The organism is Paraburkholderia sp. RL17-380-BIE-A (assembly GCF_046028085.1).
Taxonomy (GTDB): domain Bacteria; phylum Pseudomonadota; class Gammaproteobacteria; order Burkholderiales; family Burkholderiaceae; genus Paraburkholderia.
In genome coordinates, this window is the sequence record NZ_JARESQ010000015.1 from 120,709 (window position 1) to 139,223 (window position 18,515).

The 18,515-nt window shown below is 61.8% G+C and carries 17 protein-coding genes; 2 read left to right on the forward strand and 15 right to left on the reverse strand.

Going from position 1 to position 18,515, the window contains the following annotated elements:
- Positions 1–447: 447 nt before the first annotated feature.
- Entirely contained in the window at positions 448–1,305 is an 858-nt protein-coding gene (locus P0D68_RS24680) for a PA4780 family RIO1-like protein kinase (RefSeq protein WP_408300828.1), read from the forward strand.
- Between the two features lie 95 nt (positions 1,306–1,400).
- On the opposite strand, the gene P0D68_RS24685 is transcribed toward P0D68_RS24680, so the two are convergent.
- The 12 genes from P0D68_RS24685 to rpoD all read right to left on the reverse strand — a co-directional run bounded on the left by P0D68_RS24685 (position 1,401) and on the right by rpoD (position 15,798).
- Positions 1,401–2,456 (reverse strand): LacI family DNA-binding transcriptional regulator, encoded by a 1,056-nt coding sequence (locus P0D68_RS24685; protein WP_408300830.1) that lies wholly within the window; start codon positions 2,454–2,456, stop codon positions 1,401–1,403.
- 50 nt (positions 2,457–2,506) lie between these two features.
- Positions 2,507–3,694 (reverse strand): ABC transporter ATP-binding protein, encoded by a 1,188-nt coding sequence (locus P0D68_RS24690; RefSeq protein WP_408300832.1) that lies wholly within the window; start codon positions 3,692–3,694, stop codon positions 2,507–2,509.
- A gap of 4 nt (positions 3,695–3,698) precedes the next feature.
- Complete coding sequence (locus P0D68_RS24695; RefSeq protein ID WP_408300834.1) at positions 3,699–4,619, reverse strand: carbohydrate ABC transporter permease; 921 nt, start codon at positions 4,617–4,619, stop codon at positions 3,699–3,701.
- On the reverse strand, positions 4,619–5,560 hold the full coding sequence (locus P0D68_RS24700; RefSeq protein WP_408300836.1) for a carbohydrate ABC transporter permease: 942 nt from the start codon (positions 5,558–5,560) through the stop codon (positions 4,619–4,621). Before P0D68_RS24700 ends, P0D68_RS24695 begins: the two co-directional genes overlap by 1 nt.
- 9 nt (positions 5,561–5,569) lie before the next feature.
- Positions 5,570–6,808 carry an ABC transporter substrate-binding protein gene (locus P0D68_RS24705; RefSeq protein ID WP_408300838.1) on the reverse strand — a complete coding sequence of 413 codons (1,239 nt, stop codon included), beginning with the start codon at positions 6,806–6,808 and terminating at the stop codon, positions 5,570–5,572.
- A gap of 52 nt (positions 6,809–6,860) precedes the next feature.
- A complete protein-coding gene (locus P0D68_RS24710; protein WP_408300840.1) occupies positions 6,861–8,273 on the reverse strand; it encodes a GH1 family beta-glucosidase in 1,413 nt (470 codons plus the stop codon).
- Between the two features lie 278 nt (positions 8,274–8,551).
- Positions 8,552–9,766: a DUF2252 domain-containing protein gene (locus P0D68_RS24715; RefSeq protein WP_408300842.1), complete on the reverse strand. Its 1,215-nt coding sequence runs from the start codon at positions 9,764–9,766 to the stop codon at positions 8,552–8,554.
- 43 nt (positions 9,767–9,809) lie between these two features.
- Entirely contained in the window at positions 9,810–10,577 is a 768-nt protein-coding gene (locus P0D68_RS24720) for a bestrophin-like domain (RefSeq protein WP_408300844.1), read from the reverse strand.
- Positions 10,578–10,775: 198 nt separating this feature from the next.
- Positions 10,776–11,741 carry a transcriptional regulator FtrA gene (gene ftrA, locus P0D68_RS24725; RefSeq protein WP_408300846.1) on the reverse strand — a complete coding sequence of 322 codons (966 nt, stop codon included), beginning with the start codon at positions 11,739–11,741 and terminating at the stop codon, positions 10,776–10,778.
- 218 nt (positions 11,742–11,959) lie between these two features.
- The gene (locus P0D68_RS24730; RefSeq protein WP_408300848.1) at positions 11,960–12,997 is read right to left on the reverse strand and encodes an isocitrate/isopropylmalate dehydrogenase family protein; all 1,038 of its coding nucleotides are present in this window, start codon (positions 12,995–12,997) and stop codon (positions 11,960–11,962) included.
- A gap of 139 nt (positions 12,998–13,136) precedes the next feature.
- Positions 13,137–13,592 (reverse strand): 3-hydroxyacyl-ACP dehydratase FabZ, encoded by a 456-nt coding sequence (fabZ, locus tag P0D68_RS24735; RefSeq protein ID WP_091802585.1) that lies wholly within the window; start codon positions 13,590–13,592, stop codon positions 13,137–13,139.
- Between the two features lie 79 nt (positions 13,593–13,671).
- A complete protein-coding gene (rpoD, locus tag P0D68_RS24740) occupies positions 13,672–15,798 on the reverse strand; it encodes an RNA polymerase sigma factor RpoD (RefSeq protein WP_408300850.1) in 2,127 nt (708 codons plus the stop codon).
- A gap of 310 nt (positions 15,799–16,108) precedes the next feature.
- On the opposite strand from rpoD, the gene P0D68_RS24745 reads away from it, so the two are divergent.
- Positions 16,109–16,933 carry a fused MFS/spermidine synthase gene (locus P0D68_RS24745; protein WP_408300852.1) on the forward strand — a complete coding sequence of 275 codons (825 nt, stop codon included), beginning with the start codon at positions 16,109–16,111 and terminating at the stop codon, positions 16,931–16,933.
- Between the two features lie 83 nt (positions 16,934–17,016).
- Here P0D68_RS24745 and P0D68_RS24750 read toward each other — a convergent pair whose 3' ends face one another.
- From P0D68_RS24750 to P0D68_RS24760, 3 genes are all read right to left on the reverse strand, one after another.
- Positions 17,017–17,214: a ribbon-helix-helix protein gene (locus P0D68_RS24750; RefSeq protein WP_091802594.1), complete on the reverse strand. Its 198-nt coding sequence runs from the start codon at positions 17,212–17,214 to the stop codon at positions 17,017–17,019.
- A gap of 174 nt (positions 17,215–17,388) precedes the next feature.
- Complete coding sequence (locus tag P0D68_RS24755; RefSeq protein ID WP_408300855.1) at positions 17,389–18,162, reverse strand: spermine/spermidine synthase domain-containing protein; 774 nt, start codon at positions 18,160–18,162, stop codon at positions 17,389–17,391.
- A 70-nt stretch (positions 18,163–18,232) separates the two neighbouring features.
- A complete protein-coding gene (locus P0D68_RS24760; protein WP_408300857.1) occupies positions 18,233–18,496 on the reverse strand; it encodes an HPr family phosphocarrier protein in 264 nt (87 codons plus the stop codon).
- Positions 18,497–18,515 lie beyond the last annotated feature (19 nt).

Consider the following 18,515-nt stretch of genomic DNA (forward strand, 5'->3'; position numbering starts at 1 on the left):
CCGGCAAGTCTACGTGATTGGCCTGCGAATTGAATGAGGGAAAACGGCAAATCAGTGTATCGGCAATTACAACAATCTCTTGAGTGTCCGCTTTCGCGCGCGGCGAAAATATCGGCAGAAAATGCGGCATAAAGCGCGGGAAACCGTATGTTGCACGAGACGTTTCGATACGCAAACGCTTGCGCATTTCTCCCCGTTCGACACTGTCAGATCCGCTTGTCCGTGGCGACACCTCGCAATTAGACGGACGCCTCTACAAGCTATTACGGCGAACACGCGTTGGAGACTTTCGGGAGTGATGCGATCGGGTTCGCGCCCAGGTCGGGACCGCGCCCATGCTTTTTGCGGTCTCCCCGTATAATCCGGCATGAACCGAATCCCGCACCACCCGCCCTCGCAACCGGCCGCTGCTCACCGCCGCGCTGCCCGCCACCCTTCGGCGGTCGCATGAAAACTCCGAAACGTCTGCTCCCGCTGGTCGAAGAAGGCCTGATCGACGAAGTCATCTCCCAGCTGATGAGCGGTAAGGAAGCCACCGTCTACGTGGTGCGCAGCGGCGACGCCACGCGCTGCGCTAAGGTGTACAAGGACGCCAAACAGCGCAGTTTCCGCCAGGCCGCCTCCTATCGCGAAGGCCGCAAGGTCAAGAACAGCCGCCAGCAGCGCGCCATGGAAAAAGGCAGCCGCTATGGCCGCGAAGTGCAGGAACAGGCCTGGCAGAACGCCGAGGTCGACGCCCTGTTCCAACTCGCCAATGCGGGCGTGCGTGTGCCGCAGCCTTTTATCTGCACCGACGGCGTGCTGCTGATGGAACTGGTGACCGACGCGGACGGCAATGTTGCACCGCGTCTGAACGACGTCGAGATGAGCGAGGAACGCGCGCTCGAATTGCACGCGCTGCTGTTGAACCAGGTGGTGCGCATGCTGTGCGCCGGCATGATTCACGGCGACCTGTCCGAGTACAACATTCTGCTTGCCGCCGACGGCCCGGTCATCATCGACCTGCCGCAAGCGGTGGACGCCGCAGGTAATCTCGAAGCGCCCGCCATGCTGGAGCGCGATGTCAACAACCTCGCCACGTATTTCGGCCGCTTCGCGCCGGGCCTGCTCGACACCCACTACGGCAAGGAAATCTGGGCGCTCTACGAAGCGGGCGCGTTGCATGTCGACACCGCATTGACCGGCCGCGTCGAAGCGGACACCACGCCGATCGATCTCGAAGCCGTGCTGCAAGAACTCGAAGATACGCGGCTCGACGAAGAAGCGCGCCTGCGCTACGAACAGTCGCTGCGCAGCGGCACCTGAGTGTGTGCCGCCAACGGCAGCGGCATGGAGCGGCACGTAGCGGCAGTAGCGCTTAGCAGCATCGGCGCGCAGCAGTTCGCCGCTGCCGTACCCGGCTACCGCGTACGGCCCAAATGTGCAGCGTCGATGGCACCGGCCGCCACACCCGGCGCCGGCCCCACCGATTCGCGCATCGTCACCGTCACTGGAAATTCGCGGAAAATCTCCCACGTGGTCCGGTAGCACTGGTTGACCAACCAGCGCACGGCGTTCTGCGTCAACTCGGCCGTTGGAATATGCACCGAGGTCAGCCCGGGCGCAGCGTAAGCAGCCGAGTAATCGTCGTCGTAGCCGATCACCGAGACCTCGTCGGGAACGGCAATACCCGCCTGGTGAAAACGCGCCAACGCGCTCACGGCCATCGTATCGTTCGCGCAGAACACGCCCGTGAAGCGACGTTTCGCGTCGAGCAATTTTTGCGCGGCAGCGTAGCCGCCTTCCGGTGAGAAATCCGATTCGATCAGCGTGACGTCGTCGCGCGCAATGCCCTCGCGCGCCAGTTCGGCAAAGAAGCCTTCCAGACGGGTCAGGTTGTCGGACGCGGTAAAAGGCCCCGAAATCACCGCGATGTCACGGTGCCCATGATCGAGCAGGGTGCGCGCCGCCAGCTCGCCGCCACGGTGGTGGTCGGCGCAAAACGACGCCTCCGGCAACTGATCGAACGCGCGGTTCAGGAACACCATTTTCGGATGCATGCGGTGCAGCATGATCAGATCCTCGTCGTGCAGATCGTGACTGATCACCACCACGCCGTCGCAATCCCGGCCGATCAGAAAACGCACCGCCTCGATGGCCTGTTCACGCGGCGACACTTCTCCGCAGCCGGTCGCCACCACCACGTGACGGCGTACCGCGCGCAGTTCGGTATCGGTCTGCTTGAGGATCGTGCCGTAGTAGGAGCCGAAGAAAGTCGGCACGAAAAGGCCGACCATGCCGAGCGACTGCGTAGCCATGGCGCGGCCGATGGAGGACGGCCGAAAGTTCAGCTGCTCGATGGCCGCTTTCACGCGAGCGGCGGCATCCGCCGAAATCGGCCCTTTACCGGAAATGGCGCGCGAGGCAGTCGACATGCCCACGCCGGCCAGTGCCGCGACATCTTTGAGTGTTGCCACGCGGATCTCCGTCAAGCATGTTGTATTTGGAGCGACGCCGCGTGCCGGCGCTACAAACGCGCGCCGCCCGCTTCGTCGAACAGAGAGACATGTGTGCCGCCGAACGAGAACGCCACGGTGTCCCCCACCGCCACTGGCGTCTTCGTCTGGTCGATCGACGCGACCTGAACTCCATGATAGTCGAGCCAGATGACGCGGTGGTTGCCCATCGGCTCCACCAGCGAAACTTTTGCGCGTTCGCTCGCGCCCTCGCCCACTCTCACGTCTTCGGCCCGCACGCCAAGCACGCACGGCAATGCATTCGCCGGCGTGGACTTGAACGGGTACGCAGAGACGTCGAGCCGCCCATGCTCAGAAGAGAAGTGGACGCTGCCGTCGCGTGTTTCGAGCGTGCCCTTGAGCAGGTTCATCGCGGGCGTGCCGAGAAACGTGGCGACGAACAGGTTGTCGGGGCGCGCGTAGACTTCGGCGGGCGTGCCGAACTGCTGGATCACGCCGCCGCGCATCACCGCCATGCGGGTCGCGAGCGTCATCGCCTCGACCTGATCGTGCGTGACGTAGATCATCGTCGCGCCCAGACGTTGATGCAGTTGCTTGAGTTCGCGGCGCAGTTCGGTGCGCAATTTGGCGTCGAGGTTCGAGAGCGGTTCGTCGAACAGGAATACGTCGGCCTCGCGCACGATCGCCCGGCCAATCGCCACCCGCTGCCGTTGGCCACCTGAAAGCTGCGCCGGTTTGCGCTTGAGCAGCGGCCCGAGTTGCAACATCTCGGAGGCCCGCGCCACGCGCCGCGCAATCTCCGCCTTCGGCGTGCCGTTGATGCGCAAGGCAAACGACAGATTGCGCTCCACGCTCATGGTCGGATAGAGCGCGTACGACTGGAACACCAGTGCAATGCGCCGGTCTTTCGGGTCGGCCCAGGTCATGTCTTCGCCGGCAATCTCGATGCTGCCGTCGCTCACGTCGATCAATCCGGCGATGCTGTGCAGCAAGGTAGATTTGCCGCAGCCCGACGGCCCGAGCAGTACGACGAATTCGCCGGCCCGCACGTCGAGATCGAGGTTCTCGATCACCGTGTTCGCGCCCAGCCGGATGGTCAGATTGCGCACGGCCACGTTGGCCGGTGTCGCGAGACCCGCCGCGTCCGCCGCCTCGGGACGGGTCGCCACGCCCGCCACGTCGGCCTCGCTTGCGACCGGATTGACCAGCGCGTTTGCCGGATTAGCCACGTTTGCCATTGCCCTATCCCTTGACGGCGCCGGAGGCGATCCCGCGCACGAACCAGCGGCCCGAAACGAAGTACACCGCGAGCGGCACCATGGAGGTCAGAATGGTCGCCGCCATATTGACGTTATAGAGGCGCTCGCCGGTGGTCGTATTGATGATGTTGTTCAGTTGCACCGTCATCGGCAGATTCCTGGTGCCGGCGAACACGAGACCGAGAATGAAGTCGTTCCAGATGCCCGTGACCTGCATGATGACCGCCACCACGATGATCGGCACGGACATGGGCAGCATCAGTTGCACGAAGATACGCCAGAAACCGCCGCCGTCGATGCGCGCCGCCTTGAACAGTTCCTGTGGAATCGACACGTAGTAGTTACGGAAAAGCAAGGTCATCACCGGCATGCCGAAGATGGTGTGAATCACCACGATGCCCGGCAGTGAACTGAACAGATGCACGCTCGCCAGCACCCGCACGAGCGGATAGACCATCACCTGCACGGGGATGAAAGCGCCCATCAGCAGCACGCCGAACAGCAGGCCCGCGCCGCGCGGACGCCAGAACGACAGTGCATAGCCGTTCACCGCGCCGATCGCGATCGACAGAATCGTGCTCGGCACGACAATGCGCACCGAGTTCCAGAAACCGACCTGAATGCCGTTGCAATCGAGACCGGTACACGCGGACTGCCACGCGGCGCCCCACGCGCTGAGCGTGAAATGTGCGGGGAACGCCAGCAGATTGCCCAGACGAATCTCGCTCATCGGTTTGACCGAGGTGACGAGCATTACATACAGCGGCAGCAGGAAGAATAGCGCCGCCGTCAGTAAAAATGCGTAGACGCCCAGACGCGCGGGGGTGAATATCGCACGGCGGCGGCGGCGCTGCGGAGCGCGGCGCGGCGTACCGTCTTTGAGCGGTGGACTGAGCGTGTTCATCACCTCTCCTCGTGCCTGGCGGCGCGGCTGCGGGCATAGAAGAAAGGCGCGAGGATCGCCAGCACCGTCGCCAGCAAAACGATCGACGCCGCCGAAGCAAGCCCGATATTGGCGCGGCCGAATAGATAGTCCATGATGAACTTCGCCGGCACTTCGCTCGCCGTGCCGGGGCCGCCTTGCGTCATCGCGACCACCGCGTCGTAGAGCTTCACCACCATCACGAACAGCAGCACGAAAGCGGTGGAGAACGACGGTCCGAGCATCGGCACGACAATGCTCGCATACACCCGCCAGCGCGGAATGCCGTCGATGCGCGCGGCCTTCCACAATTCGTCGTCGATGCCGCGCAGGCCCGCGAGCAACAACGCCATCACGAGGCCCGAGGCCTGCCACACCGTCGCGATCACGATGGTGTAGATCACCCGGTCCTGATCGACGATCCAGTCGAAGCGCGCGTGCGCGAAACCGAGTTTGTGCAGCACGGCCTGCGCGCCGAGTTCCGGGTTCAGGATCCATTGCCAGACGAGCCCCGTCGCCACGAACGACATTGCATACGGATAGAGAAACACCGTGCGCAACGCGCCTTCGGCGACCACGCGTTGATCGATAAAAATCGCCAGCAGCAAACCGATCACCATGCACGCCACGATAAAGCATGCGCCGTAGATCACGATGTTTTGCAGCGACAGCAGCCAGCGGTCGTTATTGAACAGCCGCGCGTATTGCGTGAAGCCCGCGAAGTCGCCGGAAGGAAACGTGCGCGAATTGCTGAGCGACACGCGCGCGGTCCAGACCATCGTGCCGAGATACGCGAACACCACGGTCAGAACCATTGGCAGCAACGCGAGCCACACCGCGAACGGAAAACGCTTTTTTAGCGGCTTCTTCAGCCGCGCTTTTTGCGCCTTCGACCCGGCTGCCGGCAGCTTGAGCGCGTGCATGCCGCGCACCTAGCTCTTCAGCGCACTGGCAAATGCCTTCTGCGCGTCGTCAACCGACTGGTTCTTGTTCCAGAAGTTGGTGACGACGTCGATCAACGCGCCCTGCGTGTCAGGCGAGAGCAGCATTTCCGGATTCGGCAACTGACGCGACTTGTCCTTCATGATCGCAATGCCCTCCTTCGCGCAGATGTCGAGACTGCTGGCGTCCACGTCGGGACGAATCGGAATCGAGCCTTTTTTCGCGCTGAATGCGACTTGCGCGGACGGCGAGGTCATCACCGTGGCAAGCAGATTTTGCGCCTTGATCGCAGTGGGATTGTCCGTTTTCGGGAACACGAACACGTCGCCCGCGACCAGATACGGCGAGTGCGGCCCGAAACCGGGGAAGCAGCCGAAGTCTTTACCCGCGCTCTGATTCGCCGCCGAGAATTCGCCCTTGGCCCAGTCGCCCATGATCTGCACGCCCGCTTTGCCGGAGATCACCAGCGCGGTCGCGTCGTTCCAGTTGCGGCCGGGCGAACCGGCATCGACGAAATCGTGCAGACGCTTGAACGACGCCAGCACCTTCTTGAAGGCATCCGACTTCACGGCATTCATGTCGCGGTCGCGGTACACCTTCAGATACAGATCGGCACCGCCCACATCAGCCAACACTGCGTCGAAGGTGATTTTTTCCTGCCAGGGCTGGCCGCCGAGCGCAAGCGGAATCACGCCCGCGGCTTTCAGCTTGCCGAGATCAGCGATGAACTCGTCGTAGCTCTTCGGCTCGGCGGCAATGCCCGCTTTCTGAAACACCGGCTTCGAATAGAAGAACCAGGCGGGCATGTGGATATCGACAGGCGCGGCGTAATAGTGGCCCTTCACCTTGATGCTGTCGAGAATCGACTGCGGAAATACGCCGTTCCAGTTCTCTTTCGCGGCGACGTCGTCGACATTGTTCAGCAGGCCCTGATCGATCAGGTCGTGAAACTGCCTGGACGTGTTGAACTGCGCGGCGGTGGGTGGATCGCCGCCGACGATCCGGTTGATCGCCGTGGAGCGCGCCTGATCCGCGCCCGCCACCGCGTTGTCGACCCATTGGCCGCCGGCCTTGTTATACGCGTCGGCAAACTGGCGAATCGCGGCTGACTCGCCGCCGGAGGTCCACCAGTGAATCACGTTGGCCTTCAAAGGCTCCGCATGCGCGACGACGCCATATAACGTCAGTGCCGCGACCACGCCTCGCAAGACCCATTTTCTGCTGTCCATTCCGTCTCCTTTGTCGGTGTTTCAGGTCGACATACAAACCAGCACCCGCCCGCTATTCGCTGCGTGCTTTGCGCTCCTTCAGGAATTTCGACACCAGTTCGGCACTGCGTTTGATCGTGCGTTGCTGGGTAGCGTAATCGACATGCACGACACCAAAGCGACGCTCGTACCCGAACGCCCACTCGAAGTTGTCCATCAGCGACCAGAGAAAATAGCCGCGAATCTCCACGCCGGCCTTGATGGCCTGATCGACCGCGGCGAGATGGCGCTTGAGGAACGAGATGCGCTGGGTATCCTCCACGTGGCCGTCGATCACCTTGTCGTCCGAAGCCATGCCGTTTTCGGTGATGTAGATCGGCGGCAGGTTCGCATACGTGGCCTTGAAACCGGTCAGCAGATCGCGCAAGCCGTCCGGAAACACTTCCCAGCCCATCTGCGTGCGCTCCACGCCTTCGAGCGGCACTTCCCTGAAACCGTGCGCGCCGTCGCTCGCGACATTGGTGCGGAAATAATAGTTGATGCCGAGGAAGTCCAGCGGCGCGGCGATGGTCTGCATATCGCCGTCGAGCACCAGCGGCTCGGTGCCCGGCCACAGTTCGAACAGATCCTGCGGGTAGCGGCCCTCCAATAGCGGATCGAGAATCCACGCGTTGTGCTGCACCTCGAACAGATGCGCCGCGCGCTGATCGGCCGCGCTCCCGCTGTTGGCCGTGCCGCGTCCGACATTGGCGACGATGCCCTTTTGCGAAGCCGGATCGTTGGCGCGCAAGACCGGCACCGCGAGACCATGCGCGAGCAGCAGATGATGCATGGCCTGCGTGGCATAGCGTCCGTCTGCGAGCCCCGGCGCGTGGTGGCCGTTGCCGTAGCCGAGGTACGCGGAGCACCAGGGTTCGTTCAGCGTCATCCAGCCGTCCACGCTACCGGCCAGCTCGCGGCTCATCAGGTCGGCGTAGTCGGCGAAACGGTACGCGGTATCGCGATTGAGCCAGCCGCCACGATCTTCCAGATGCTGCGGCAAGTCCCAGTGATACAGCGTGACGAAGGTCGTGACGCCCTTCTCCTTGAGCCGCGCGAGGAGCCGTTTATAGAACTCGATGCCTTTGCGGTTCGGCGCGCCGGCCGCGTCCATCACGCGCGGCCAGGCGATGGACAGCCGGTAGCCTTCGAGGCCGAGCCCGGCCAGCATGTCCACGTCCGCTTCCCAGCGATGATAGTGATCGCAGGCCACGGCGCCGGTGTCGCCGGCGAGAACCTTACCGGGCGTCGCCGAGAACGTGTCCCAGATGGAAGGCAGGCGGCCGTCTTCGTTCACCGCGCCTTCGATCTGATACGAAGCCGTGGCCGCGCCGAGCAGAAAGTTCTTGCGCCATAGCGACGAGTCCGCTGGTGGGGTGAAAGGATCGGCTGGCGATTGGGAATGGGGGGAGAGAGCGTCGGATACAGCAGAGGCGTCGTTTGCCACGGGGTCTCCATACATAGCAATTACCGCGCTGAGGCCATGAAACGGCGGCACAGCGAACGTCCACGCTCATCCACTCAGAAGCCCAAAGTGGAAGCGCTTCCACACGACCAGCGAACGATATCAGCGGCCGATTCAACGCAGCAATCAGGGTTTGTCTGGAGCGGTTCTGGCACGCGCGACGGCATGATGCGCCGCGCATTGAGAGACGCTTGCAAGCGGCGCACCGACCACGCCGGAAGCGCACAAGGCGCGATATAACGCGCCCAACGTATCGAAGCTCAGTGCCCGGCAGTCAGGTTGAACACGCCACTATCGTAAGCATCGCAATACGCTTTCCAATCCGCAGCCACCTGCGCTTCGCACTGCATCGCCACGTTCACCAACGGCACCTGCCAATCCTGCCGATTGCCGAACGCAATCAACTCGTCGGCGATCGACGACTTTTGCCGCCCGCCGCTGCGCAGATGTGCCCACGCGCTCAATTGGGCCATGTTCTTCACCACCTCTTCGAGACGCGGCAACTTGCCGTCCCAATCGCTCAACGCCACGCGGTCTTCCGAAGGCTGAAGACTACGCAACACATAGGATCGCTGATTGAATTCAACCGCGTGCAGGAATGCCTGCGAGACCGCCTGATTGCGCCGTTGAATTTCCACCACCCGCTGCGCTTCCGTCTGCCAGGCCGGTTGCGGCGTATTGATGTGTGGCGTGACCGAAGAAGGCAGCGCCTCTTTCAGATCAATCAGATAATTGCCGTCCGGCGAGCCTTTTCCTTCGACGAGGATTACGTAACGATCCACACCGAGACTCCCCGTTCCGGCAATGCGCCGCGCGACGTCGAGAATGCGGAAGAAGTCGGGATTGGGCTCGGTCGCGGCGAACTTTTGCATGAACTGCGTGACCGCGGCCCGCTGGGTATCGCTCACCGCCAGCGCTTTCTTGCCGTCCACTTTCAGCGCGCGGGTTTTGCCTTTGAGCGTGGTGCGCCGGTCCAGATGCGCAACCCGCGTACGGCTGGCGAGCGCGACGAACAGATCGCGCACCATCCCCGTCGCGGTTTCCTCTTCGATCCAGCGCGATTTGCCGTCCGCGAGCGCCGCGCCGTACGCTTCCACGGCGGTGTGGCACAGCGCCAGCGCCTGCGCGCGGCTCAGTTTCAGATCGCTCGCGCCGACCAGCACGCTCGTCAGCAACCGCACCAGCTCGTAGAGATTCGGCGCGAGACACGCTTCATCGAAATCGTTGTTGTCGAAGTAGATCAGACGATTGTCGGCCTTGTAGCTGCCGAAATTTTCCAGATGCATGTCGCCGCAGATCCACACCGGCGGTGCGTCGTCGAGCGCCTTGTCGCGCGGCAGGCGTTCGTAAAAGAGGTGGCACGTGCCGCGCAAAAACACGAACGGTGAAGTGCGCATCGCCTTGTATTTCATCGCAAGCCGCTCGGGATCACGACCTGTGTTAAAGCTGGCGATGGTCTTTGCGATATCGAGCATGAGTTTCCTTTGAATGAGCGACTCAGCGCCGCCCGGCCGTCGTTCAATGCGGGCGCATGGAATCCGCAAGCGCATGCAGATTGAGTGGCTTCACGCGTATCATGCCGCCGCGCGGACTGTCGATATCCGCGATCAACGTGAACGATAGCGACACCAACAGTGGCACGATCAGCAGCAATCCCGCCCCCGCTTTCAATCCGCGCGCGCCGTAGCCGACCAGCAGATTGGCCCCCATCGCTATTAGCATCATGAGCACCCACGCTGCGGCAGGAATGCGATTCCACCACGCGGCCTGGGTATAACCTTGCGCATTGAGCACATCGTTCATTCCCGAAACAGCCAGTGCGACGATCGGCGTGGGCTGCTCGGTGGCCGCCTGTTTTACAGTAGACCACATGGCGTCCTGCAGACGCTCGGTTTCCGCGTTGACCTTCGCCAACTCCTGCTCGTCGCGCGTGGTGTAGAACAGCACGCGCTCCTCGATATAGGCTTTCAGCAGGCCGCGCACCATGGCCGCATCGGCGGCGGGCAGCAGTTCGGCGCGAATGTATTCGGTGCCGATCGCGTTCGCCTCCTCTTCCTCATAGTTCTTGCGCTGGTCGTAGCGTCCCACCGCCATCGAAAACGTGAAACCGATGATCAGCGCAAGCAGTGTCAGCGTAGCGGCCTGAATCACGCTGAAGTCCTCGCGGGCTTCGTCCTCGATTTTTCTGAAGCGGCGCAGGAGTGTGGCGCCGAGACGCGCCGACAGCCACATCAGCACAAAGGATACGATGAACAGACGTTCCGGGTGACGAAGGATATCTTGCATGGCGAGCGGTTGTCTCAGAGCGGGGTGGGCAGGAAACGCTTTCTGATACCGAATCGACGTGTATGACTGCTGCATGATAAGCGCTGCAGCACATGCGCGGATAGCGCCGCGATGCTCGTTGGCAGGTACGGCCGGAAGATCGCCGAGCACGCTAACCCAACAAGCCGGCCCAATGCAGTGCTAAACCGCTTAAGCCGCTCAAGCCGTTTCGCGCGCGCCGAACTTCTTGCGATACGCAGCCGGGCTCGTCAGCGCAATACGCCGGAAATGCCGCCGCAACGATTCCTCGGAACCGAAGCCCGCGAGTTCCGCGATGCGCGCCATCGGCAGCAGCGCCTGTGCTTCGAGCAGTTCCCGCGCGATCGCCACGCGCTCGCGCACGAGCCACTCATAAGGCGCCATGCCGGTGGCGTCGTGAAACTGACGCTGCAATGTGCGCGGACTCATTGCCGCGCGTTCAGCCAGCGAGCGCAACGTGTGCGGCAACGCGGGATGGCTGCGCACCCAGTCCATCAGCTTCGACAGGCGCCCGCTTTCGTCCTGCGGCATGGGGCGCGGCACGAATTGCGCCTGGCCACCCTCGCGATGCGGCGGCACCACCAGCCGCTGGGCAACCCGGTTCGCCACCGCGCTGCCGTGATCGCGCCTCACCAGATGCAGCAGCATATCGAGCCCCGCCGCCGAGCCCGCCGACGTGATGATCTGCCCTTCGTCGACATAAAGAGAGTCCGGCTGCACATGCAATGTCGGGTAGCGCTCCTGCAATTTGCCGGCATAGCGCCAATGGGTTGTGACGGTCTTGCCGTCGAGCACGCCCGCGGCCGCGAGGACGAACACGCCGGAGCAGATCGAACAGAGGCGTGCGCCGCGCGCGTAGGCGGCGCGAATTTTCTTCAGGAGCGGTTCGGGCGGCACTTCGTCGGCATCGCGCCAGCCGGGAATGACAATGGTGTCGGCGCGCTCAAGCAGCTTTAGCGTGTAGGGCGCGGCAAGGGTGATCCCGCCTGCCGCGCGAATCGGGCCCGGCTCGCTCGCGCAGACCGCGAAGCGATACCAGTCCACGCCGAGTTCGGGACGTTCGAGCGCGAACAGCTCGGTTACGCAGCCGAATTCGAAGGTGCAGAGCCGGTCGTAAACGAGGGCGACGACGAGATGATTGTGCATGGCGCGATGTTACCGGAGATTGACGATCACGCTACCCCATCCGCACGGCGCGCAACGCCTGGAGACGTATGTCCCGGCGCCCGGACAAAATGAACGCCATGATCGAGCCGTCCTTCGCCGCTGATCAATTCGATCTTCGATTTCGACAACGAACCATTGAAATCGAAGTACGTCGATCCAACGCGTCGTATCCGGTGCAAATCAACCGGCTCGGTGAACTAGGCGTTCTCGATCCGACGAACCACGGCACCAGCGAACTCGCTCGTCGACGCAGTCCCTTTCAGGTCACGCGTGCGGATATGGTCCGTGTTCAGGGTTTCAGTGATTGCAGCTCGCAATCGCTGGGCGAGATCACCTCTGCCGACATGGTCAAGCATCAAGCCAGACGCAAGGAGCAAGGATATGGGATTGGCCACGCCCTTGCCGGCAATGTCCGGCGCCGATCCGTGCACGGCTTCAAATATCGCAGTGTCATTGCCGTAGTTCGCGCCTGGAGCCATGCCGAGTCCGCCAACAAGACCCGCTAACTGGTCCGAGAGAATATCCCCGAACAGATTGGTACACAGCAGCATATCGAATTGCCACGGGTTCATCACCAGTTGCATGGCACACGCGTCGACGATCATGTCATTCATTTCCACACGGCCTGCGTACTCCCGCGCGACGTCTCTCGCGGCTTCCAGGAACAATCCCGTGAGTGCCTTCAGGATGTTGGCCTTGTGGACAACGGTGATCTTTTTCCGTCCGTGTTTCAAAGCATATTCAAACGCGAATCGGGTGATTCGCGTGCAGGCATCGCGTGTGTTGACTCCTGTCGCGACCGCAACCGCTTTCGGGTCATTGCCGACAGGCACATAGTACTCGTGCGCAACATAGAACCCACCCAGGTTCTCGCGTACGAGCACGAGGTCGATGTTGTCGTAGCGACCGGGCACGATGGTACGCACGGGCCTGACATTGGCAAAAAGCTGAAACTCTTCCCGAAGCCGAACGTTGGAAGAACGGAACCCCTCACCGACCGGAGTCGTCAGTGGACCTTTGAGGGCAAGCCTGGTTCTGCGAACACTATCGAGTGTCGCGACTGGTAGCGGGTCGCCACTGTGGGTGACCCCGGCGACCCCGGCATGCTGCACGTCCCAAACAAATGGGGCCCCTAAAGCGTCAAGAATGTGGGTCGTGGCGTCAACCACTTCCGGCCCGATTCCGTCGCCGGGGATCAGCGTTGCGGGAATTTGTTGGCTCGTCGTACTTTCCATGACTTTTCTTCCTGATCTGGATGGCGGCGGGCCGCCGGGAATGGCGATGATGGTGGCCACAACCAATGCGACAGCGTGAGTCGCGGGCATGGACCATTATCAGTATTTCACTAATGTAATACGCATGTGTCAGGCAACGTCAATCCGCATGCCTGACGGTGCACATAAGAGTGGCTTGCGCTGCCACTGCATCCTCCACTTCAGCGCGTGCCGTAAACTTCCAGATGCCGCGCATATGGCGCTGGAACGAGACCGTCAGGAGAAGTTGGTCACCCGGCTCGACCACCCGCTTGAAGCGCGCCTCGTCGATACCCACGAAAAGATACTGCGAACTGGCCGGATCGTGCGGCTCTTCCGAGAACGTCAGCAGCGCCGCGGCCTGCGCGAGCGCTTCGAGGATCAGCACACCCGGCATCACAGGACGGCTCGGGAAATGACCCATGAAGTACGGCTCGTTGATCGATACGTTCTTCAGCGCCTTGATGCGTTTATGCGGCTCGAGTTCGAGCACCCGATCTACGAGCAGAATCGGATAGCGATGCGGCAGCAGCGTGAGAATCTTGTGGATGTCGAGATTGGTTTTTTCGGTGCTCATGGTATTTCTGCTCACGCATTGGCCGTGCGCCGATGGGTCTGACTGCCGGCGCACGGGTTCGTCATTCTGCCGGTGCCGTCTAGCCTTCATCCAGAAAAGACTTCAGGCGCTCGGATCGGGCCGGATGCCGCAGCTTGCGCAGCGCCTTTGCTTCAATCTGACGGATCCGCTCGCGCGTCAACTCAAACTGTTCTCCGAGTTCCTCCAATGTGTGATCCCTGCCGCTCTCAATACCGAAGCGCAGGCGCAAAATCTTCGCTTCGCGCGGCGTCAGCGTCATGAGCGCCTCGCCGATGGCGTCCCGCATGCTGGCGTGGAGCGCCGCGTCGTCGGGCAGAATGGCGGCGGAGTCTTCGATCAGGTCGCCTATCGACGTGTCGTCGTTTTCCCCCACGGCCGCGTCGAGAGAAACCGGCTCCTTGACGATTCGCAGCATTGCCCGAACCTTCTGCTCCTGCATTTCCATCAACGGCGCAAGTACAGCGGCGTCGGGTTCACTTCCCGTCTCCTGCAGGATCTTGCGCGAAATCCGCTTGAGCTTGTTGAGCGACTCGATCATGTGGACGGGAACCCGGATGGTGCGCGCCTGATCCGCGATCGACCGGCTGACGGCCTGCCGGATCCACCAGGTCGCATACGTGGAGAACTTATATCCGCGGCGGTATTCGAATTTGTCCACGGCGCGCATCAGCCCGATGTTGCCTTCCTGGATCAGATCGAGAAACAGCAGTCCGCGATTTGTGTAGCGCTTGGCAATGGAGATCACCAGCCGCAGATTCGCCTCGATCATTTCGCCTTTCGCGCGCAGCGTTTTTGCCTCGCTTGCGCTCAGCGCGCGACAGACCTCGCGAAATTCGTCGAGCGGCAACACGACCCGCTTCTGCAGGGCAAGCAGTTTTTCCTGCTCCAGCTGGATCGCGGGGAGGTTTCGTTCCAGCACGCTGCTGAACGGTTGCCCTGCCGCAACGATCTGCCGCGCCCACGCAGGGTTGGTCTCATTACCGAGGAAATGCGCGACAAACGTGTCACGCGGCACGCCGCATCGCTCTACTACGATCCGCGTGATTTCGCGCTCGATGGTTCGGACTTCGTCGGCTGACAGCCGAAGTGCCCCGCACAAGCGGTCGATCGTGCGCGCGGTGAAGCGGATTGTCATCAGCTCGGCCTCGATCGCTGCCTGTGCGGCGCAATAGCGTGCGGAACCGTAGCCTTGTGTTTCATAGGCATCCCGCAATTGCCCGAACCAGTCAGCCACTTTCGCAAATTTCGCAAGCGCGTCGTGTTTCAGCGTCTCGATGTACTGATCGGCGGGTTCGGTTCCAGCGTCGTCAGCGTCTTCGTCGCCCTGGTCGTCGTCGAACACAGGGGCCGAATCGAGCGAGTCGTCTGGCACTGCGGTCATATCGTCCGTCCCGGTTTCGTCCGGATCGACCAGACCGTCGACGAACTCGTCGATGGCCGTTTCGCCGCAGGCGACGCCGTCAGCAATCGTGAGGATCTCCGCTATCGTTGCGGGACACGAAGATATGGCCCGGATCATGCCGTTGCGGCCCTCTTCGATTCGTCGCGCAAGGGCAATCTCGCCCTGACGGGTAAGCAGCTCCGTGGCGCCCATTTCACGCATGTACATGCGCACGGGATCTGTAGTACGGCCGAACTCCGCGTCCACGCTCGAGATAGCCGTGACGGCCTCTTCCTCCATTTGCTCGTCGCTCGCGACCGCGGCCGCGGCCGGATAATCGCTCATGATCATCGACTCCGCGTCCGGCGCCTGCTCGAACACGGCAATGCCCATTTCTCTGAACGCTCTGATCACATTCTCGATCGCATCCGGTTGCGCGAGGCGCTCGGGCAGACAATCGCTGATTTCCCCACGAATGATGAAGCCACGCTCGGTTCCGAGCTTGATCAGTGCTTTCAGGTCCGCGCGGCCGCTTTCATTTTCTCCGCTGGACTCATCCGGCATCGAGGTGATCGCAGCATGCACAAGTGTGCTCGCTTTCGTGCGACGTGACGCCGCCCGCGTCGGGACCGTTCCGTCCGGGACCCCGGTGCGCGGCGTCACGTCCTGCGCCGGGGCGTTCGCCGGTTGCGTCGTGATTGCAGGCGTCTGACCTGCAACCGTTATGCGGACGCGTTCGTCCTGCATGTCGATATCTTCCGCTGCCACATCCAGTGCCCGCCTTTTCACCGCCCTCTTCGTCACGCCGTCGCTCCTTTGAGTATCACGTTCGGATCAGCACGCAGCCCGTGCCCCGCCGATATTCGGTGGGAATGCAATGTCAAGGGCACGCGCCGCGCGTCCGATCGACTGGCTCCGCTCAGATGCCAAGTCCCTTGCCCACGCCCCGTCACACAGTGGCGGCCGAAATGACTGACGTGATAATATCATTATCATAATCTGCAAATCTGGTTAGCCGTGTGACATGATTGCCGGCCGAGCGGAAGCGGAGCGAAGGCGCTCCCGGTTATCACGAGGCTGAAGAGCCAGACTTACACGCTGCCCAGGCAACTGCATGGATCATTCGCACGCGTCCTTCAACGCCTACATGAAATTTCTTGCCGAGCCGCCCGCGGACGGTACGCCCGTTGTACTGGAAACCGCCAATGCGCTGTCGCTGCACTTCGACCTGCTGGCCACGCAGAGCTTCATGTCCCGGCGCGATCCGCACAAGCTGGTGCTCGGCTATACCCGGACAATGATGGGATTTCTTTTGCTGAAGCCCACGCCCAGCAGAATCTCGATGGTCGGCCTGGGCGGAGGGTCGCTGGCCAAGTTCTGTTACCGGCACCTTCCGGACACACGAATAGTGGCCATCGAAATCGACCCCGCAGTGATCGCGCTGCGCGACACATTCCATATTCCGCCGGATGACGAGCGATTCGAGGTGATCTGTGCGGACGGGGCACGATACGTCAAAGGCGGCGACGCGCGCCCTGAGGTGATTCTCGTAGATGGCTTTCTGGCACACGGCATGCCCGCGCAGTTGGGTAACGCGGCGTTTTACTCGGCGTGCCATGCGCGACTTACGGACGATGGAGTGCTCGTCGCCAATTTCGTCGAGGACGATCCGCTTATTCCCCATTATCTGGAAGAGGCGCGCTCGGCGTTTGGTGACTCGCTCTCCATTTTTATGGCAGAGGACAGTTGCAACTACACGATGTTTGCATGGAAAGGCGCGTCGAAGCTTCCGTCCCGGGATGCGCTACTCGCACGTGCACGCACCCTTGCAACGAGACATCCGCTGAACCTGCTCGCGACCGCGCGTCGACTGAAGCAAGGCACGAGCCTCGCCATGAATTGGAGATCTGAACAGAATCGGGAGCTGGGCGAGCGCTGACAGCAATTGTGCAGCCGCCACCCGCTTGCAACGAAGCGCAGCGACGCTGAAGGATCGGGGTGGGACTTGAAAACCGCCTTGATTCAGGCAGTTTTACGGCGCGGGCGCGCACCAATAGCGCTCTTTGTCTTGTAGCTGACGCCGTGCTGCTCAAGGTAATCGCGGATCAATTGCCGAACCACCTGTGAGGGCGTCAGGTCCTGCGCTGAGCACAGTTTCTCGAACGCTTCCTTCTTCACAGGATCGATTAAAATCGTGAGCCGAGCGCTTTTCGTTTCCATGACGGGCAGAGTCCAGATATGTTAATTTGATTATAATACATGGCTGCTCCCGAGTCATCCTGGCGCCGCCCTCGCTGCCGCGTCCTGCCGTCGCCTTCCTTGCGCGAGCGCACACTTGCTCGATCTGTCCGGTCCGTAGAGATGAAACCGTCCGCAGATAGCGGACACCTTCACTCAAGCCGTCCGTGCATATCGGCTCCAGTTAAATTTTTTGCCGTATTCAATGCGCGTGGCCGTGGCGTGGAGATTGACCGCGTGCCGCGCCTGAAGCGCGCGCGCCCGCTCAAGCATTGCTGTGAATGATGGAAGTCCGCCCGCTCCTTTCCACGCAAAAACGGTGACGTTGTGCTCACTACCTTCAGACGGCGCCAGAGCAACCGCGCCGGCAAACACCTCCCAGAGCGCGCGGAGGTAGCGGTGGAAGTCGGGTTCGTCCGTCACCAGATTGGCCACCAGCACGCCATCGTCGCTCAGTCTGCGCCGACAGGCCTCGTAGAACGCGCTACTGCCCAACCTGGCCGGCAGGCCGTCGGCATTGAAGCCATCGACCAACAGCACGTCGGGCCGGTGACCCGGCACGGCGACGTACTGCGCACCATCTGCGCAGACCACTGTGAAACGCCCATCGTCGCGCGGCACGTGAAAATGGTCACGCAGCGCGATGACATCCGGATTGATTTCGATCGCGGTGATGGCGGTGTCCGGCAAATGGCGATAGCAGTATTTCGCCAGTGACCCGCCTCCCAGACCGATCATTGAAATACGGCATGGAGACGGCCGGAACAACAGAAAGCCCATCATGGTCCGCGTATAGCCCAGTGCGAGAGCGTAGGGATCGTGCCGCAACATCGTGCTCTGGACGCCGCGCGCGTCGAAGTACAACGACACCACCTGGTCGTTTTCAATCACCAATGGCTTGTTCGGGTTTCTCTTTCCTGTCTTGAGCATGATCGGGGGCGAATCGTGGCGTGATCGGTTGACGAGTGCGTGTCGAGTGGGGTGCCCTGCCTGAAGCGGGTCAGGAAGACACCCGCGCATGCAGAACCGCCGACAGGGCATCCATCGCGGCGCTTTCGTCGGGCCCCGTAATCAGGATGCGTACGAGCGTGCCTCGCCTCACCCGAAGGGACATGACGGACATGACGTCCTTGGCGTTAACGGACCGGCCGTTCGCCATGCAGACGATATCGCTGCCAAACCGGGCAGCACTCACCGCGAGCCTCGCCGATTCGTGCCCGTTCAGCCCCCACCGGCCATTTATCTGAATCAATGCCTCGACCAACCCACTCCCCTTTGCACGT

What these genes read in the sequence shown, in the direction of transcription:
- P0D68_RS24680 (WP_408300828.1), top strand. Translation starts at nt 448, where the DNA reads ATGAAAACTCCGAAACGTCTGCTCCCGCTGGTCGAAGAAGGCCTGATC.
- P0D68_RS24690 (WP_408300832.1), bottom strand. Translation starts at nt 3,694, where the DNA reads ATGGCAAACGTGGCTAATCCGGCAAACGCGCTGGTCAATCCGGTCGCA.
- P0D68_RS24695 (WP_408300834.1), bottom strand. Translation starts at nt 4,619, where the DNA reads ATGAACACGCTCAGTCCACCGCTCAAAGACGGTACGCCGCGCCGCGCT.
- P0D68_RS24700 (WP_408300836.1), bottom strand. Translation starts at nt 5,560, where the DNA reads ATGCACGCGCTCAAGCTGCCGGCAGCCGGGTCGAAGGCGCAAAAAGCG.
- P0D68_RS24705 (WP_408300838.1), bottom strand. Translation starts at nt 6,808, where the DNA reads ATGGACAGCAGAAAATGGGTCTTGCGAGGCGTGGTCGCGGCACTGACG.
- P0D68_RS24715 (WP_408300842.1), bottom strand. Translation starts at nt 9,766, where the DNA reads ATGCTCGATATCGCAAAGACCATCGCCAGCTTTAACACAGGTCGTGAT.
- P0D68_RS24720 (WP_408300844.1), bottom strand. Translation starts at nt 10,577, where the DNA reads ATGCAAGATATCCTTCGTCACCCGGAACGTCTGTTCATCGTATCCTTT.
- ftrA (WP_408300846.1), bottom strand. Translation starts at nt 11,741, where the DNA reads ATGCACAATCATCTCGTCGTCGCCCTCGTTTACGACCGGCTCTGCACC.
- P0D68_RS24730 (WP_408300848.1), bottom strand. Translation starts at nt 12,997, where the DNA reads ATGGAAAGTACGACGAGCCAACAAATTCCCGCAACGCTGATCCCCGGC.
- fabZ (WP_091802585.1), bottom strand. Translation starts at nt 13,592, where the DNA reads ATGAGCACCGAAAAAACCAATCTCGACATCCACAAGATTCTCACGCTG.
- P0D68_RS24745 (WP_408300852.1), top strand. Translation starts at nt 16,109, where the DNA reads ATGGATCATTCGCACGCGTCCTTCAACGCCTACATGAAATTTCTTGCC.
- P0D68_RS24750 (WP_091802594.1), bottom strand. Translation starts at nt 17,214, where the DNA reads ATGGAAACGAAAAGCGCTCGGCTCACGATTTTAATCGATCCTGTGAAG.
- P0D68_RS24755 (WP_408300855.1), bottom strand. Translation starts at nt 18,162, where the DNA reads ATGCTCAAGACAGGAAAGAGAAACCCGAACAAGCCATTGGTGATTGAA.